We start from the raw sequence: 17,999 nt of genomic DNA, 5'->3' as shown, positions 1-17,999 counted from the left end.
CCCTATGGCCAATCCCTATGGTGATTGTGGTGTGCTTCGGTCAGCCCGTTCTGGAAGAACCGTTCATAGTAGTCGATATCGACGTGATGCACCTGCAGCCAGACGCCGGGAACATGGATCGCATCGCAGTGAGCCGGGAACCTGCCATGGGTATCATAGATATAGGTGCAGATATCCTTGACGCACTCGATCACATCCGAACTGTAGACAGCAGCTTCGGAAAGGTACCGATTGCCGTAGTCGCCTTTGTAAATCTGCGCGAAAAGGGCCTTGTCTGTGTAGAAACCGCCCTTCTCGCCAAATTTTTCGCGTACGACCTCCTGAACGGCGCTCGCCATGGAGTCGTAGTAGGGCGGTGACATGCCCTTGATCAGATGCTCGCCCTTGTGGCGCAGGCCGATCGGATTGCTCCTGAGGTTGGAGTAGCGCGGCAGCGGCACATGCCAGCGCAGAAGATCCATGATGCGCCACTTCGGCGTCTCCACATCGAGTCCGAGCATGGGCCCGTAGTCCTTGGTGAACTTCGGGTCTCCCACCAAGACGGGCGGACTGATCGAGGCGTGTATCCAGGCGCCGAGCCCCATCGCATCGGCGACGAGAAAGAGATTCTGCAACAGAAGGTCGGCTTCGATCTGCGTGCGAAGCGAACCAATGGCGCCGAGCGGCACCTTCAGGTCCTTGTTGAGAAAGCCCTTCTCGACCCATTTCTTCACGCCCGCCGACCTATAGAAGTTGCGGTCGTCGACAATAGCCGGGCGCGCTCCATCAGGCTGCGTCAGGATGTACATCATCCCGTTGATATATTGCCGTGACAGGTCGACCACCGGGAGCAGCACCGTCGTTCCGGGAAGGTTCGAAAGGAAGCGGTTGGAATCGAGATAGGCCGGAAAGTCGCGCTTGCCGTTGGGCACATCGAGGCGGTGATCGAGTATTTTGACTTTAGCCTGATTGGCGCGCTCCACCAGAAGCTCGGTGCTGAATGCCTTGTTGCCGTCTGCTGGCGGCGGCAGCTTGCGCAGGAAATAGGTTCCGGAATCGTTGATGAGAAAGAAGTGCGTTCCTTGCGCGTTGTCCGGGCTTCCCGCCGTTCGTCCCGGCATGTTGAGATTGGGCTTCGCCATGATCGGCTTGCGCGTGGCAGGATCCTCGAAGGGCCGATCCGGCATGGTTAGGCCGGTACAGCCGGTCATGGCGATGAGCACGGCTTCCTCGAGTTCGGAAAGCGGCTCGCGTGGCTTGTCCGACTCGTAGCTCATCGTACCCGCCAGCACCGTACTTCCCTGGCTGACCCGATGCGTACGCCGGCGCCAGATCGTCTCTAAAAGCGGCCGCTTCAGGAGGGCATCGAGCCCCCGGTGTCCGGTGGATGCGGGAGCATTGGTGGGGAGCGGCTCGGTCACGGCGTCGCTCCCGTCATCGACGGCATTGTGCTGTTCGGCAGGATCGGGCGCCAGGGCGCAAAGGCGCTGCCGGTGCGCGGCAGCACCGAGGCAAGTTCCGGACAGTGCCGCAGGATGACGCTGGTCATGTTGTTGTTGGCGATCCAGTCGATGCCGAATGACGAATAGACCTCCGGCCTGAAATCGACGGTCAGGAAGCGGTCGCTCTGCAGCCGGCGTGATGCCATGAGTATGAAGATACGAAACGCCGTATCGCTGAAACCGAAGCCGGTGGGCGCGGGTTCGGCAAAGAGACCGACGACCGTATCGACGCGGTCGATACTTCCATAGAACTTTTTCAGGAGCTCGATGTCGGCGGGATTCGTCGTCAACTCTTCGAAGCTTCTCAATCTCGGCCGATGCAGGCCGGTACGGAAATCATTGTAGCGCGGCACGCCGCGCCGTCTTGTGCGCACGAGGTCGACCACCGAAAGGTCGATGATCTCGTTGTCGCGTTCGAGCGCCAGCAGCGAGCGGGGATAATTGTGCAGTGTGATCGCACCCGGATGCGCGATGCCGAACGAATAAAGCGTGTTGCGCAGGCCGAACGCCCGCATCGCATCGTCGGCCGCCGCTGCCTGGATGTCGAGGAACCCCTTATCCGCAATCTTGCTGCCATTGGCGTGGTTGTAGAAGCAGTAATCGTCAGGCAGGAGCGGATGCAGCCGGTAGACGGTGACAAAGTCCTCCGTCAGGCAGTATGGCGCGCCATGATGATCCGGCAGGGTCTTTGGAATGCCGGTCAGCGCGTGCGCGTCAAGCAGCCATATGCCGAGCTTGGTCAGCCAGTCATTGGCTGGCGGCCCGTTCCAATTGCTGGAGAGGCCGACGTCTATGGCTTTCGTTGCGAGGATCGCCGGCGTCCATTCAACGGTGTGGATCTTGGCAATCAGGGCCGAGACGATCAGGCGGGCCGTATGATAGACGCGCTCGTCATCCCAATTGCGATAGCGCGAGCGAAGCTCGTCGCACAGGAGATTGTGTTCGCGCGCAAACAGCGTGTGCAAGGCGCTGAGACCGAGCCACCAGCTTTCGTTGAAGCCGGTAACCTCCATGCCGCGCATGTCGACCGGCAGATGCCCGTCTACCAATCGCAGCTTCGGGCCCTCGCGCAACAGGTTGGCGGACTTGCTGTCCGGCCCATAAACTTCCGAACCGTCCCACCACTGAGAGGCAGCATTGCCGAAATAGATGGGTGGCTGGCCGTCGACCGGATCGCGCCCGGCCACGTTGCTGGCGATGCGCATGACGTCTTCGCGCGGACCACCAACGCTGCTTTGCCAGGTCATCCCCTTCGGCAATGGCACAATGACATCGTCCTTGCCGAGCGGGTTGCGCGCATGATTGACCCAGTCGTGCACCTGGAACTGGATCCATGCGGCGGCCAGAATGTTCAGCGAGCGCGCGGGAATGAACGTATCGCGGTGCAGCAGTTCACGAGCCACCTCGACCGGATTGGGATTGTCGAACTGATCCGGCTCAAAGACCGGCTTCAGATTGCGTCCGAAGGCGGAGCCGATCGATCCCATTTTTGGCTGGGACAAATCATTGAACGTTCCATCGTACGTGCGCGCCTGGCGAACTGTCTCGTCGACGCTGGACGGAGGGACCGGACGGGCTGTCGGCGGTGCTTCATAGACTTCCGTGTCGATCAGGTTCTTCTCGCGCAGCACATAGCGGAACGCATCAAGGTTGAGCAGGCTCAGGCGCAGCGATAATTTATGCCACTCGATGTAGCGATTGATGACCAGAAAGCCCTGTCGTGCAATAGCACCGAGCACGCGGTTGCGGAGCGGCGTTTCAGTTCGCCAGCGATAGACATGCCGGTGTGCCGAGCTTGCATCGTAGACCGATTTACGGGCACGGTTGAGATTGCCCAAGGGCCGAAATTCATCGGTCGTATTCCAGGGATTGAACGAAAGCTCGTCGATGACCCTCGCATTGGTGAACGCCTCGGCGATGCCCGAATTCGGCTTCGAAATCGTGAGGTCGGCCACCTTGATCGGGCGCGATACCGATTCCAGCCACTCAACCGCCGTATCCTCGATCGGCGTGGACGCCACGTCGACGTAGGGTTGGAGGCAGAGTTCGAAGCGGACGTCGTCACGATCGAGACGGCGCGCGAACTCGTTTGAAAGGTAGCCGGGATCCTTGTCGGAAGGTTCGGGAGCCGACGGAGCGTCGGCAGCGGGGCACAGGATGAAGCGCACGGCAAGCGTGTCGCCCCAACGGATGGCCCCGCGGCTCCAATAGGACTCAAGCGCGACGCTCGAGACCTTGCGTTTGCGTGCGGTCGTGACATTGCGGAGCATGCGGATGACCTCGGACGGCCCGAATTTCACCACGAGTTGCACAAGGCCGGCGAGTTTACTGAAAATGCCGCCGGACGTTGCTTTGGCGAACGCCACGAACTGCTCGGCATTGCGCGCATGCGAAACGGGAAAATTGGTGGCAAGCAGGTCGTGGAATTCGTCGTCCGACACCTTCACGCGCAAGGCAACGCCACGCATGTCGGGCTTGTAGTCAGGCTGCCCATAGCCGTTGGCGTTCGAAAAGCGGACGATCGTCGTGTATGACGCCCCGGGCTGCGCAAATCCTGCGCGGAATTCCTCCGGAAGGTCGTCAACGAACGTCAGTTTCGCGTCAATGGCGGAAAAGACGGCCTTGCTATGAAACGCACGCTGGATTGCCGGCGCCTTGCCATGCTTCTTTGCCTTGACCTGAACATCCATCATGTCTTGGGCCAGACGCTCGAACGTCAGCCGTTCGGCTTCCGCACTACCTTGATATTCCTCACGCCACGTCGACATTTTTGTTCCCCTACGCAGGCTACATCAGAAAATATGCGACTTTTTTCGTGCCTTCAGTGCGCACGAACCCTCTCTCCCAGTCGCTCGACCAATCCGGCGAGCGTTCCCTCGGGCGATGAGCTGTATTTAGGCAGTTCCATGCGTGAAATATGGGCGTCGATAAGCACCGGCTTGTTGAGGGCAAGCGCCTTGTCCAAGGCCGATTCAAACGCGCCGACCGTTTCGACCCGGAAGCCTTGCGCACCACACGCGTTGGCATAGGCGACGTAGTCCGGATTCTCGAATTCGACGAGACCGGATTCGCCATAGGTCGATAGCTGGTAAATCTTGATCAGTTTGAACTGGTTGTCATTGAAGATGATCCAGATCACTGGAAGATTATACTGAACCGCCGTCAGTAATTCGAAGCCGGAAAGCAGATAGCAGCCGTCGCCGCAGCCGACGATGACGGTGCGGTCGGGATGAGCACATTTGACGCCGAGCGCGCCATTGACGCTGCCCGCCATGGGACCGAAGCCGCCTGGTTTGCGAAACCGCTGGTGCGACTTGAGTTCGAGATAATATCCGAGCCAAGTGAGATGCGCGCCGGCATCTGCAAGCACGATGGCATCGTCAGGCAGGCGGCGTGAGAGAGCCTGGGCGAGCTGGCCCGGATGAATCTTGCCCACCAGATCGTGAATCTTGTCGGATCCATAGTCGTAGCGGGGGAAGGTTCGTTTCGGCTGCGGCTCCAGTTCGGCCGACATGCGGTCGTAAAGCGCCGTTATTGCAAGCTTTGCATCGCCGATGATCGCTGTATCCGCCTTGTAGACCTTATCGACTTCGCCGCCATCAATATTCAGATGAATGAGTTTCTTGCCCTTGAGAAGGTCCTTGCGGAAATTGAAGGTCGCATGCTGGGCAAAGGAGTTGCCGATCGCGAGAATAATCTGCGCCTCCTTGAACGCTTCCCGCGCCGCTTTGTGACCGCTGTCGCAGAAAACGCCGATCGCCAAAGGGTGGCTCTCGTCGATAATCCCTTTCCCGTCGAGCGTCGTCACGAACGGGATTTGGTAGCGTTCGAGCAGGCGAAGCAGGGGCTCGCCGGCGTCGCTCAAAATTGCGCCGAAACCGATGAGCGCGAGTACTTTCTCGCCTTTTGCCAATGCGGCGAGCAGCATTTCCGCGACCGTCTCGACCCTTGCCGTCTCGGGCACAACCGGCTTGATCTGCAAATCGACGTCGCGATAGTTGGCAACGGAAACGCCCTTATGGGTCAGATTTTCCGGCACGTGGATATGAACAGGCCCCGGACGGCCGTCAAAGGCGACGTTGACAGCCTCCTCCAGCACGTCGCAAGCCTTGGCCGCATCCTCAAGGAGAAACGACTTCTTGGTGGTCGCCACAAACATCGCATGGGAGTCGGGTGTCCGGCTGACACCGGACGTCTCGTTCAACGCGCCCTTGCCTTTCCATTCCAGCGACGAATAACCCGAAATCGCGAGGATGGGATAGGAATCCGACATGGCGACGGCGAGCCCTGAAAAGAGATTGAAGGCGCCGGGGCCCGCCGTGGCAAAACAGACGCCGAGGCGGCGCGAATACATGGCGTAGCCGCATGCCATGAAGGCTGCGGCCTGTTCGTGACGCGTGATCACCGGCCGGATCGTCTTGGAATGTTTGAGCGCCAGCATCAGCTGGGCAGCGTTCTCGCCGGCGCCGCCAAACGCAGCGCCGACGCCAACGCTCTCCAGGCCCTTCACCAACGCCTCGTAGATCCTCATTGCGAGCGCTCTCCGGCTGCGCAGGACTTCCTCCTGCACAACAAATACTCACCAGCGAGGCAAGCGCCCCGACCAAGAGTGATGACTTTACATTACAGATCGTATTTTCGGCAGAACTTGTCTTACACGACTGTCAATAAATGCTGTCTTTTATCGAGCAGAAACCCTTTACGGATCATAGCATTCTTTGAATGACTTGCAATCTCTTCGGATGAACTTAAGCGTTTCTCACCCATAGGGATTAGCCCAATTTTTGGAGGCCGCACAACTTCGTTGACGCGCTATCCCTCGCCCTCGCGATTTCGCTGTTCGGCAATGTGCCCAAGGATCGCAGTTCGCATATCGTAGGGAATGTTGAGCAATTGGAGGGCGGACGAAACCTCCGCTTCCCATTCGGCCGAAGGCGATCGTGGCTTGGCAAAATCATCGGCGCCGGCAAACAATCCTCGCGTGGCGTGGAAGCCGAGCGACCGATAAGCTTCAAATTGCTCCTCGCTGAAAAATTGATCGACCGTCGTTTCGTGTGGAAAGGCCGGGTTATGCCGCTTGTAGTCGAGGACATAATCGTTCTCGTCACCGCTCAGCGAGGCCTTGATATAGATAAGGATGCCCTGGCCGTCATCGTAGCGTATCTGACCGATCACAGCGTGTGGCCCAAGCTTGCCGGGAAGACCGTTCGGGCCATAGAGCGCACTCGCCGTGACGCCGGTTGCGCTGGACTGCAGTGCCTGCCACGGCAGTTCGATGCGGATGCCGAGGTCGATGCGCGCCATGACCTCGAGGTTGACCAGGGCGGAGAACGTCATGTTGGGGTCCGCTTCAGCATCAACCGCAACAATGACTTTGCAGCGCCGGCGCAGCAGTTCATAGATGCCGAGATTCTCGATGTGCCCGCCATCGGTCAGATAGACGTTGAGGCGCTTCTCGTTGAGCTTTCCGAGGGTCTCCATGGCAAAGAACCAAGTGCCGATTTTAGCTTTCCAGCGATTGCGCCACGAATGAAAGTCATCGAGCCGCGCTGGATTTGCCAGCCAATATCCAAGGCGGATATTGAGGAGCGACAGGCTGAACGTCAGGACTTTGATGGTATTTCGGCCCATATTCGCCGAGGCGGCGGCACCCGAAACTGCCATTGCCGTCGCCAGACTGAAATCCGGCACGATGGTTTCCATCCGCGTCGTCGGGACGTATCCCGTCCACCAGCTGCCCACATGCAACGGACTGAAGATGAAGGTGTCGCCGTTGCGCCCGCGCTTGTTGAGGTCTTCGGAGGCTTCGAGATTGATCGCTGTATTTGTCAAAAGGTATGGCGCATAGGCGGCCGACGGCAGCCAACTTCCCGTCGCTTCCGCGCGCGGTTTCAACGATGAGAACTTCCAGGTATCCACATCGCTTGGCGCATTGTGGGTGCCCATCTGCGCCCGCTCGAACAGGAAAGCGCGGCTCAGGCGGTCACGGTAGAGCTTGTGCAGGGAGTTTGCGTTGGGCCCGATGAAGAGGGTGACCACGACAATAGCCAGCGCGACCACGAGATAGATTGCCAGCGAGCTAAAATCGCACAGAGTGAGCCATCGCATCCAGTCGGCCGTGCCGGCGGCGCAGCGATTGCCGGAATAGTTCTGGATCGCCCAGTAACTCAAGCCGATATAAACCAGCCAAAGCAAAAGCGGGACGATAATTGCCGCCACATAGAGGGCAATGCGGCTTGCATATTTTTTGAGAGTGGCAGTCCACGTCGCCTCCCCTATTGACGCCTTCGCCACATTGGCGAGCTTCTGGGATGCGGCAATGAGCACCGTGGCGACGGATGTCAGCAACGCAAACAGCCGTGAAAGCCAGGCCATATCCATATTCGCAGGACCACCAGCGCGCGACATAATTGCCGCAAGGATATAGGGTTGGGCCTGGAACACGGCCGCGACCAGAACGAGAACAACGAGCAAGCCGATGCCCTGCCCGAGGATCTCCCTCGATCGGAGGGTGCCTGGCCTGAAGGAAATGTAGATGGCGCTTGCCACCATGAAGACCGCCGTGAGACCGGCCAGTATCAGCGTCAATGTGAAAGACTTGTAGAGGTCGGGTCGCGGATAAATCGCAACGGTCAGGGCCGCAAGGAGCAGTAGCACCGGCAGAACGATGACGGCATTGACGAGTATCCCGCGCAAAATCAGCGCGAAGCTGACGAGGTAATCGATGCCGCCATTGGCGGTGAGAAAGTTCGAATAGTCGCGCAGATGCTGCGTCTCGGGCGCTTCCTGTTCATCAAGGCGGCTGTCGAAGGGGAACGTTGCATTTTCCTGCATCAAACCGGCAACAAGCGACGTGCCGATGTAACCGCCGCCGGATACAGCGGAAACGTAATCAATGGCATCGATCACCCGCGGCTCATTGTGCTTCGACAGGGAGTCGAGACCCTGGAGCACTCCAAGCGAAAAGGACGCTGAACGTATGCCGCCGCCGGAAAGCGCAAGGCCGACAAGATTGCTTCCGGGAACGGTCCGGGTTGTCTCTCGCCCGGGGACCACGCTCTCGGCGAGAGCAGCATCGGTGCGCGGGGTCAGGAAATGCGGATTTTCCGCGAATGGCACTTCGACATCGGGAAGAAACAGGTCGGTACTGCCCCGGCGGGTAAGCGATCTTGCGCGTGCGACCGCTCCATCCTGGATGGTGCGTCGGCGGTAATTCACAACATCGAGTTCGTTCCGGAAAATATCAAAGAACGAAAGCACCAATTCACGCCTCCGACTTCATTCAAGATGTCAGATCATCATGTGCAGGCAGATATCGAAGTTCCCGGATGCCATCCTAAAGCGTTTCCCATGTAAATAGAAGCGGTTCTGTTCAGCCTCGGCCATCTACGCCGAAAGTTGGGGCCTCATGGCAAAAAACTCTTAACCTTTGCGCCGTATAGGACAGGCATGCGGCGAACCATCCTTTTTCCATCGGCGGCAATTGGCTTGTTGCTCATCTTTGCCGGTTGCGCGACCGCGCCGAGCCGCATCAACGATGTCTGCTCCGTCTTCGACCAGAAGGACGGCTGGTTTGACAACTGGTACGATGCGGCCAAGAAGACAGAGCGGGAATATGGTGTGCCGGTTCCGATCCTGATGGCGACGATCCGCAAGGAATCCGGATATAACGCCTATTCGCGCCCACCCCGCACCAAGCTGCTGGGTTTCATTCCCTGGAAACGGCCGTCAAGCGCCTATGGCTATTCCCAGGCCCTCGACGGCACCTGGGCACGGTACAAGAACGAGACCGGAAAGTTCATGGCCGACAGGAATAGTTTTGCCGATGCCGTGAATTTCGTCGGCTGGTACCATAGTCAAAGCCACGAGAAGAACGGCATCGAGCTCAACGATGCCTATCACCTCTATCTCGCCTACTATTTCGGCCACAACGCCTTTGCCCGGGGCGACTGGAAGACCAATGCAAACATGCAAAAGGTCGCGCGCAGCACGGCGGAGATGGCCTATAGTTATGGCGCGCAGATGCAGGCCTGCGGCCAGCAATAGAAACCCTAAAGGCGCTCGATAGCAGCCGCCTTCGTGGATTTTGGCGGCGAGCAGCGGATCTTTACATATTCGTTCGGGGACCGCCCGACGATGGCAGTTCTTGCGATGAAGGCCTGGCCCTGCAATCCACACATCATGGGATTGTTTGCCTGCGGGCCGATGATCACATCGAGAGCCGTGTTGGTCTGGCACTCGGCTGGCGAAAGACTGGTCGCGCAGATCAGGATTACGATTTGGAGCATGTTGTCACCCTCAGCAACGATTTGCTCCTCCCAGTACAGTCACGATAGCCCAATTTTGCTGCATTGCAATAAGGGTTTTTGTGCATCGCACATAGACTAAAGGATGTATGGTGGCATTAACTGTATTTTCCTGCTTTCCATGCTAGCTTCCCGCCATGACCGATGTACGCAACATGCGCCTCCATACAAGGCCCAATCAGTCTGCCGACAGCGCCGAGGCAAATCGCTGGAGCTTCGCCCTGGAATCGGCGGGTCTGGGCGTATGGGATTCCAATCTTGTCACCGGCCAGTGCTACTATTCCTCCACCTGGAAAAGGATGCTCGGCTACCGGGAGGACGAACTTGGTGACAGCGGCGATCTTTGGCTGACGCTTATTCATCCGGACGACAAGCAGCGCGCCATCGAGAGTGGACAGCGGCATATTGCGGGCGAAATTCCGCAGATCGAAACGGAGTTCCGGCTGCGCCACAAGGACGGCCATTGGGTCTGGGTGCTCGATCGCGGCCGCGTGGTTGAGTGGGATGCGGACGGAAAGCCTACCCGCATGATAGGCGTTCAGACGGATATTACCGACCAGAAGAATGCCGAACATCAGCTGGCGCTGCTGAACCAGCGCGTCGAACTGGCGCTGGACGCGGGCCAGATTGGCCTGTGGCATTTCAACATCGAGACCGAAACAGTGCTTTGGGACCGGCGGATGCGCGAAATATTCGGCATCGGGTCGGGCACCGACGAGGTCCCCCGCGCCACCTGGCACCGTCTCCTGCATCCGGAAGACGCTGCCATAGCGGAACAGGCGGTCGAGGCGACCTTCAAGACCGGCATTCCCATGAAGACGAGCTATCGCATCGTCAAGCCCGACGGCGAGGTGCGCCACGTATATGCTCTTGCCCGCCTCGTTAAGCGCGAAGGCATGCCGGAGATGCTGATGGGCAGCATCTGGGATATTACCGAGCAGGTCCACAGCGCCGAGGCACTGGCGCGCGAGAAGGACCTTTATCGCGTCACGCTGCAATCGATCGGCGACGCGGTGCTGACAACGAATGTCGATGATATCATCACCTTTGCCAACCCTGCCGCTGAACGGCTGTTGCTGCGATCTGCCAGCGAACTGATCGGCGCCCCGGTGAGCGGCGCCCTTCGCCTCGTTGACGAAGTGAGCGAGCACGTTTTGACGTCGTCGACGATGCGAGCGATGGAGAACAGATCGACGGTCGATCGCGTCGAAAACGCGGTCGTCGTCCGAAGCGATGGCGAACGCCGCTCGATACGTGACCTTGCATCGCCGATTTTCAATACAGCCGGCGCGGTCACTGGCTCGGTGCTCGTCGTTCAGGACGTGACCAACGCGCGCAATTTGCAACGTGAACTCTCGCACGCGGCGACCCACGATACCTTGACCGGGCTTCTCAATCGGCGTGCATTCGAAGTGGCCACCGCCTCGATACTTGCTAGCCCCGACCGGCGACACGCGCTGCTCTACATCGACCTCGACCGTTTCAAGATGGTGAACGACACGCTCGGCCACGCGGCCGGCGATGCGCTGCTGAAGCTTGCAACTGCGAGCATGAACAGCGTTCTCCCGCATGACGCCGTCATCGGCCGTCTGGGCGGTGATGAGTTCGCCGCGGTCCTGCCCTCGGCCAACCCCGAGGACACAAAGGCAATAGCCGAGCGCCTGATCGAAGAGATCCGCAAGGTGCGCCTCGAATGGGACGGGAAACTGCAGGAAATCGGCGCAAGTGTCGGTATCGCATTTCTCGACGACCCCAACCTCACTCTTAACGAGGCAGTCGCGCGGGCCGACGCTGCCTGCTATGCCGCCAAGGCGGAAGGGCGCAACCGCACAGCGATTTACGATGAAAACACTGGCGCGGCGAAGGAGAACCTCGCAAGCGTCCAGGCTGCATCGGGCATTCTCGAGGCGCTGGCGGAAGGACGGCTGGAAATCTACGGCCAGGAGATCAGGGAGATTTCCGATACGACCGAAAATACGGTCTACATCGAAATCCTGTCGCGAATGCGCGCTCCGGACGGCACGTTGATTGCCCCGGCGGAGTTCATCCCGGCGGCGGAGCGCTTCGGCCTGATGGGTATCGTTGACCGCTGGATCATCGAACACACGCTGGAGCAATATGGCGAGCGGCTTATGGCGACCGACAAGGTTGCGATCGCACTCAACCTTTCAGCCAACACGATCAGCGATCCGACTTTGTGGTCGTTCATCAAGACGACCACGGAACGTACAAACGTCTCCCCCGCGCGCCTGATCTTCGAGATCACGGAAACGACGGCCGTCAACAATTACGAGGCGGCCGAAAATTTCGTCAAGGAAGCCCGGGCTGCCGGCTGCCGCATCAGTCTCGACGATTTTGGCGCGGGCCTCAGTTCCTTCGGCTATCTGCACCACTTCGATGTCGACAGCATCAAGATCGATGGTGCCTTCATCGAAAAGCTCTCAAACAGCCGGCTCAATCAGGCGGTCGTCCGGTCGATCGGCAGCGTTGCGCGCGAACTCGGCGTCGATGTGGTTGCCGAGCATATCGAAGACACCGGCGCTGTCGGCATCTTGCGCTCGCTCGGCATCGGCTTTGGACAGGGCTTCCTCTTCCACCGTCCCCAGCCGCTTGGAAACTTGCTGCAGGATCTCGATGTCCGGGAAGCAAACTCGTAGCTATCGCTTCGATTGGGAGGGGAACTGATTGATGATCTCTCCAACAATGTCGTCGGTCGTTGCGAACTGATCCGTATCGAGCACCCTGCAGCCATGCTCCCTGACAAGTTCGGTGGTCTTCTGGTCGAAGAGGATGGTTCGCTCCAGAAAACTTGCAATCATCGCGCGGCTTCGTTCGTCGGCATTCTGGTAACCGCTGCTTTCATGGATGCGCGACCTCAACGTTTCCGCGCTAGCCGTCAGCCAGACCGCGCCGATTTCCTTCAGGCGATGACCCGCTGTAATAAACGGCCAGAGAGCGGAGCCTTCGAGCACAGTTCTCTGGTCATTGGCGCCCTTTAGTATCGACCAGATGAATTCCGCAACGAGCGGCGACATGCGCCTGTGATGAAGGATCACAGACTCCAGTAATTCGTCGGCTTGCAAATTGAGGTAGTGTTCCGAAACGTGGTTCGGGACCTTTTCCTTTCGCTTGGGCCATGGCCTGCCTGGATGTTTGGCGAGGCTGTCGGTTGAAACGCAGCGCCAGCCAAGCTTGCCCGCAAGCACATCCCCAATGGTTGATTTGCCCACATTGGATGATCCGCCCAATAGAATGACCTTGAGCTTGGCGTCTATGCGTTTGGTCAATGAGTTTCCCCTACCCCACAAAAGCTTCGAACAGTGTTTATCGCAGTACAGTTTTTATCAATTGAACCAGCTCTAATATAAGGGTGCCCAATAACACAATTCAACTTTAGAGTGAAAAATTCAACCCATAGGTGCACCGTTACACCTTGATAGATTCCTTGATCCTCACCATGCCGATCAATTCATTTACCGTAGCGATCACAAAGCGCAAGGCAACCATGACTGTAGCCGTCTTCATATAGAAAGTCTTAATCGCTATAACGCAACTGTTGCATGTGCCGCACTCGCAGTTTCAAATTGAGCTCAACATGTCAAATACGCCTGCGCGCAGTGTATCCAGCGCGAAGACACGCCAACTTGCCGATCTGGTAGCCGAAATGATCGCGTCCCTTGGTCGGCGCGATGATGCCGAAACCGCGTCGCGCATAAAGGCAGAGCTTGATGCCATGGAGTCGCGCATCCGCCAGCAGGCAGCCGCGCTCGCTCACAGCCAAAGAATATTCGATCAATCGGCGGCGGCAGCCCGGATCGGCATCTGGGAGTGCAGCCTTCCCGATGAAACGCTGCGTTGGACCGATGTCGTCTACGATATCTTTGATCTGCCACGGGGCTCGCCGCTCGATCGAAACGAGATCATGTCGTTCTATTCTGCGGAATCCGCGCGCGAACTCATTCGGCGCCGCAGCCGCGCCGTCGAAGAGCATAGCGGATTCACCATGGAAGCCGAAATCGTCACGGCAAAGGGCAATCACCGCTGGATGCGCATTACCGCTACCGTGGAATGCTCCGACAATGAGCCCGTGCGCATCTTTGGAATGAAGCAGGACATCACCGAGCAAAAGCTGCTCCTCGATCAGACCCGCTATCTCGCCGAATACGATCCGATGACCGGCCTTGCCAACCGGACCCAATTCCAGGCGAAACTTGCGCAGATGTGCAAGCAACATGGCGAGATGACCGATGCGGGTGCGTTGCTCCTGATCGATCTCGACGGTTTCAAGAAAGTCAATGACACGCTCGGGCACGCGGTCGGTGACGATTGTCTGAAGGAAGTGGCACATCGCCTGGCACATGCTTGCCGCGCCGCCGAGATCGTCGCCCGTATCGGCGGCGACGAGTTCGCCGTTCTTACAAAGACATCGCAAGGCAGGGATGCGCCCGAGGACCTTGCACGCATTATCGTCGAAGCGCTGAGCCAGCCGATCGAGCATGATGGAAGGACGCTGCGACTTGGTGCCTCGGTCGGCATCGCCCTCGTCGATGCGGGCTCGCCTTCGGACGTGTTCAAGCGGGCAGATATCGCGCTCTACGCGGCAAAGGCTGCTGGACGCAACCGGTTCCAACGGTTCGAACCGCCGCACGATCTCAGCGCGTGATCGGCATTCATTTCTGTCGAAGGCATGCTGTTCCCGTGAAGCGCACGTGTGTGCTCGGCCAGCCACGGGATCGGGTATCAAATACCAACGAAGCCGCTGACCGTCGCCTCCATAGTTGAACGCTCGGCGGGACAAGAGCGCGCCCATCCCATTGGGTTGAAGCGATTGCATAGAGCCAAAGAAACGGGCAGCATGCCATTTCCTGGCGGTGCAAGGGGCGACAGCGCAATTGCCGTCGATGCGCTGCCAGGGAGGGCTGGCAAATGCGGTCATGACACGCGCGCAGCAATTGGGGGTAATTATCGGCCTTGCCTTCGTGGCGGTGCTCACCATCCTCCGGGCCGGTGATCCACCCATCCTGAAGCTCGCCCGCGACGTCACCTTCGATGAATATCAACGCATCCTGCCGCGCGCCTTCGAACCCATGCCGGTGAAGGTGATCGATATCGATGAGGCATCACTGCTCGAATACGGACAATGGCCCTGGCCGCGCGACCGGATCGCTGCCCTTGTCGACAAGCTGAACGATCTTGGCGCCTCGGCCATCGCCTTCGATATTCTTTTTGCCGAGCCGGATCGCCTGTCTCCGAGCAACGTGGTTCGCGACGTCAAGGGTATCGATCCCGCGCTCCTCGACAAGTTTCCCGACAATGATGCGATCTTCGCCAACGCCGTTCTGGGAAAGCCGGTCGTGTTGGGCTTTGGACTGTCGAATGAAGGAAGCTACCGCCCGCCCGTAAAGGCGGGATTTGCGTTTACCGGAGAAAGCCCATTCGGCGCCCCGCCCCGTATCAAGTCGGCGACGCCGCTGCGACCGCAACTTGAGGCAAACGCCGCCGGCCTTGGCCATATCAGCCTCAATCCCGGCAGTTCCACATCGGTCGTGCGGACGGTTCCGCTGTTTCTGAGCGACGGTGCGCAGCTTTACCCCAACCTTGCTATCGAGGCGCTTCGCGTCGCACAGGGCGCCTCGACCTATGTTCTCGCCGATGCGCCCGATGTCCCCGACACGATAACACAGGTGAAGATCGGCGAGTTTGCGGTGCCCGTCACCGCCGCAGGTGAATTGTGGCTCTATGTTACCCCAGACCGAGCCGAACGTTATATCTCGGCTCGGCGCGTACTTGGCGCGGAAGGCAACTCGCCCGAACTCGCATCCGCCATCGAAGGCAGTATCGTCTTCGTTGGAACATCAGCGGCGGGGTTGCAGGATATTCGCGCCACTGCGCTCGGACAAAATGTTCCGGGCGTTTCGCTACATGCGCAGACTGTCGAACAGATTCTATCCGGCAAATTCCTGTCACGGCCGGACTGGGCCAACGGCCTCGAGATCCTTGCCGTCGCCGTCGGCGGTACCTTCCTTGTCCTTGTCACAACCTTCATCAGTCCCGCCTTCGCGCTCGCCTGCGGCTTGCTGATCACCGCGCTCGGCCTCGCCGCATCGTGGCTCGCCTTCTACTATGCTGGACTGCTGTTTGACCCTCTCGCCCCGATCGTCGGCTGGTCGGTCACGCATTTCGGGGCGACGGCATTCCGCTTTCTGGTGACTGATCGAGAACGGCGGGAGGTTCGCAAGGCCTTCGGTCACTATCTTTCGCCTTCACTGCTTTATCGCATCGAGCACACGCGCAATGCCTTGCAGCTTGGCGGCGATGATCGTGAACTCACCGTGATGTTCGTCGATGTGCGGAATTTTACCGAAATCAGCGAGCGGCTCGAACCGACCGCTCTCGTCGGCTTCCTGAATACGCTTCTCGACGCCTTGAGCCAGCATGTCATTGCCAATGAGGGAACGCTCGACAAGTTCATCGGCGACTCGATCATGGCGTTCTGGAATGCACCGGTCGATGTCGCCGACCATGGCCGCAAGGCAGTGCGGGCGGCGCTTGGCATGCGCGAGACACTCGTTAAGCTCAACGCCCGCGACGCGTTTGGATTCGGCGAGGAACAACCCGTAGGCATTGGCATCGGCATTCACACCGGCATCGCCTGCGTCGGCAATATGGGGGCCGAGGCACGCTTCAATTATTCGGCGGTCGGCGATGCCGTCAATGTCGCGGCGCGTATCGAATCGTCGTGCAAGGATGTGGGCTTCGATATTCTCGTGTCCAACAACACCGCGCGTCTCCTGCCGGACTACGCATTGCTGGAAGTCGGCGACCTTGCGCTAAAGGGCAAGAGCACGCGGACGAAACTCTTTGCCGTGGTCGGTAATGAGCAAGTCTCGACGTCGGCGAAATTCGCCGAATTGCAGACCATTCACCGGCAACTTATCGCGGCAATGCGCGCGCAGTCGACAACCAGCCGCAGAATGGTCAATGCCGCCAAGTCGAAAGCTGCGGATTTGGGCGTTGGGCTGCCGGAATTTTACGGCCGCATAACACGCAGATCCCAACATTATCTCGATGAGCCGAGGCGCAAAGGCAACGGCCATTCAAGATAGCCGGTGCCGGCGAGAACAGTTCGACTAACGTTGGTGTCGACCGCCACCATCCCAGCCGCCACGGCCCCTGCGATCGCCGTCATGATGATCGTCGTCGCGATCATGGTCATGGCGATCATGTTTGCCGTGATGATGCCCCTTGTCGGGCTTGTCGGGCTTGTCAGGCTTATCGGGTTCGTCCGGCTTATCCGGCACGGTTGGCGTATCAGGCGGTTCCGCCTGCGGGGTCGGAGCCGCCGGTGGGCTCGGCGGTGCCGGCGGGTCCGGTTCGTTCTGTGCCACCGGCGTGGGCGCCGGTGGAGCGGGAGCCGCCGGCGTCGGTCGCTCGGGCCTGTTTCTTTCGGGTGCGGTCTGGGCAGGATCCGACACAGCCTTGGAAAGCCCGCAACCAGTTACAAACCTTCCGAAGCCGGTCGAAAGTTGCTGATTGCCGGACAGGAACGGCAGGGCGCGGTTATTGCCCAGCGTCTTGAAGATGCTCTGGTTGACGCGGCCGGGGTTCGTCATACGGCCATTGGGTTTCGCGACAACGCAGTCGCAGCGCTTTGTCAGTTGCCGGCATCCACCCGGGCCGCAAAATCCGACAGCACCGCTAAGCAGCACGACGGCAGTGGTGCCGTCGCGATCAATATAGAAGTCGAACGCCGTACCGCGAACGCCAATCGTGCCGGCGGGCGTGAGTATCTCATAAGCGGACGATTTCGAGCTGCCGCTGATCCAGCGGAATGTCCCTTTTGCGGCCTTGATGGAGAGCCTCTTGACGGTGTCGGAATCGTCGAAGACGAATTTGTCGAGGGTAACGGACGAGCCCCACCCAACCGCAAGCTTGGTGCCGTCCTTGAACACGAACTGGCCGAGGCCGTCCGGGGACGTGCTGATCTTCTCGTTGCGATGTACGGGATCGGTAACGGCCAACGTCCCGCCCGCGCCGGTTACTTCGGTCTTGATCCGGACCGCTTCGCCAATTGCTTCAGCAGCAACAAGAGGCCTCGGGCTAAACAGCGAGAGGCTCAACGCCACGATCGCGGCACCACGCATCCACGTCATGGCACCCCCTTCACCAAAGGCGGAAGGTTACCATGTCACCCCGTCAAGAGTCGTGTCAT

Annotated in this window: 11 protein-coding genes; 4 read left to right on the top strand and 7 right to left on the bottom strand. The window is 59.0% G+C overall.

Annotated elements, in window-relative coordinates; translation table 11 throughout:
• Positions 1–2: 2 nt before the first annotated feature.
• The 4 genes from HQ945_RS19895 to HQ945_RS19880 form a co-directional block, all read right to left on the bottom strand.
• Positions 3–1,400 (bottom strand): hypothetical protein, encoded by a 1,398-nt coding sequence (locus HQ945_RS19895; protein WP_113280406.1) that lies wholly within the window; start codon positions 1,398–1,400, stop codon positions 3–5.
• Positions 1,397–4,249 carry a peroxidase family protein gene (locus HQ945_RS19890; RefSeq protein ID WP_174208436.1) on the bottom strand — a complete coding sequence of 951 codons (2,853 nt, stop codon included), beginning with the start codon at positions 4,247–4,249 and terminating at the stop codon, positions 1,397–1,399. Before HQ945_RS19890 ends, HQ945_RS19895 begins: the two co-directional genes overlap by 4 nt.
• Positions 4,250–4,302: 53 nt before the next feature.
• Positions 4,303–6,012, bottom strand: a complete 1,710-nt coding sequence (locus HQ945_RS19885) for a thiamine pyrophosphate-binding protein (RefSeq protein WP_174208435.1) — start codon at positions 6,010–6,012, stop codon at positions 4,303–4,305.
• Between the two features lie 281 nt (positions 6,013–6,293).
• The gene (locus HQ945_RS19880; RefSeq protein WP_174208434.1) at positions 6,294–8,741 is read right to left on the bottom strand and encodes a patatin-like phospholipase family protein; all 2,448 of its coding nucleotides are present in this window, start codon (positions 8,739–8,741) and stop codon (positions 6,294–6,296) included.
• Positions 8,742–8,930: 189 nt separating this feature from the next.
• On the opposite strand from HQ945_RS19880, the gene HQ945_RS19875 reads away from it, so the two are divergent.
• Entirely contained in the window at positions 8,931–9,527 is a 597-nt protein-coding gene (locus HQ945_RS19875) for a transglycosylase SLT domain-containing protein (RefSeq protein ID WP_027232926.1), read from the top strand.
• 5 nt (positions 9,528–9,532) lie between these two features.
• Here the strand turns inward: HQ945_RS19875 and HQ945_RS19870 are convergent, their stop codons facing one another.
• Positions 9,533–9,769 carry a hypothetical protein gene (locus HQ945_RS19870; RefSeq protein ID WP_027232927.1) on the bottom strand — a complete coding sequence of 79 codons (237 nt, stop codon included), beginning with the start codon at positions 9,767–9,769 and terminating at the stop codon, positions 9,533–9,535.
• Between the two features lie 155 nt (positions 9,770–9,924).
• On the opposite strand from HQ945_RS19870, the gene HQ945_RS19865 reads away from it, so the two are divergent.
• Positions 9,925–12,444 carry an EAL domain-containing protein gene (locus HQ945_RS19865; RefSeq protein ID WP_174208433.1) on the top strand — a complete coding sequence of 840 codons (2,520 nt, stop codon included), beginning with the start codon at positions 9,925–9,927 and terminating at the stop codon, positions 12,442–12,444.
• Here HQ945_RS19865 and HQ945_RS19860 read toward each other — a convergent pair whose 3' ends face one another.
• Entirely contained in the window at positions 12,445–13,074 is a 630-nt protein-coding gene (locus HQ945_RS19860; protein WP_091951839.1) for a P-loop NTPase family protein, read from the bottom strand. It abuts the gene before it with no gap.
• Positions 13,075–13,382: 308 nt separating this feature from the next.
• Here HQ945_RS19860 and HQ945_RS19855 point away from each other — a divergent pair, with 308 nt between their 5' ends.
• Together HQ945_RS19855 and HQ945_RS19850 are read left to right on the top strand one after the other, a co-directional pair.
• Positions 13,383–14,450 carry a diguanylate cyclase domain-containing protein gene (locus tag HQ945_RS19855; protein WP_174208432.1) on the top strand — a complete coding sequence of 356 codons (1,068 nt, stop codon included), beginning with the start codon at positions 13,383–13,385 and terminating at the stop codon, positions 14,448–14,450.
• A 271-nt stretch (positions 14,451–14,721) separates the two neighbouring features.
• Positions 14,722–16,893, top strand: a complete 2,172-nt coding sequence (locus HQ945_RS19850; protein ID WP_113280398.1) for a CHASE2 domain-containing protein — start codon at positions 14,722–14,724, stop codon at positions 16,891–16,893.
• A 24-nt stretch (positions 16,894–16,917) separates the two neighbouring features.
• Here HQ945_RS19850 and HQ945_RS19845 read toward each other — a convergent pair whose 3' ends face one another.
• Positions 16,918–17,940: a FecR family protein gene (locus tag HQ945_RS19845; protein WP_113280397.1), complete on the bottom strand. Its 1,023-nt coding sequence runs from the start codon at positions 17,938–17,940 to the stop codon at positions 16,918–16,920.
• Positions 17,941–17,999: the final 59 nt, after the last annotated feature.

This window comes from Phyllobacterium pellucidum (assembly GCF_013327855.1).
Classification (GTDB): Bacteria; Pseudomonadota; Alphaproteobacteria; order Rhizobiales; family Rhizobiaceae; genus Phyllobacterium; species Phyllobacterium pellucidum.
The sequence above is the reverse complement of the archived record's forward strand: the minus strand, read 5'-3'. Positions and strand labels throughout refer to the sequence as shown.

Bases quoted from the DNA above. Each gene is read 5' to 3' on its own strand.
- HQ945_RS19855 (WP_174208432.1), top strand. From the start codon at position 13,383: ATGTCAAATACGCCTGCGCGCAGTGTATCCAGCGCGAAGACACGCCAA.
- HQ945_RS19865 (WP_174208433.1), top strand. From the start codon at position 9,925: ATGACCGATGTACGCAACATGCGCCTCCATACAAGGCCCAATCAGTCT.
- HQ945_RS19885 (WP_174208435.1), bottom strand. From the start codon at position 6,012: ATGAGGATCTACGAGGCGTTGGTGAAGGGCCTGGAGAGCGTTGGCGTC.
- HQ945_RS19845 (WP_113280397.1), bottom strand. From the start codon at position 17,940: ATGACGTGGATGCGTGGTGCCGCGATCGTGGCGTTGAGCCTCTCGCTG.
- HQ945_RS19870 (WP_027232927.1), bottom strand. From the start codon at position 9,769: ATGCTCCAAATCGTAATCCTGATCTGCGCGACCAGTCTTTCGCCAGCC.
- HQ945_RS19850 (WP_113280398.1), top strand. From the start codon at position 14,722: ATGACACGCGCGCAGCAATTGGGGGTAATTATCGGCCTTGCCTTCGTG.
- HQ945_RS19875 (WP_027232926.1), top strand. From the start codon at position 8,931: ATGCGGCGAACCATCCTTTTTCCATCGGCGGCAATTGGCTTGTTGCTC.
- HQ945_RS19890 (WP_174208436.1), bottom strand. From the start codon at position 4,249: ATGTCGACGTGGCGTGAGGAATATCAAGGTAGTGCGGAAGCCGAACGG.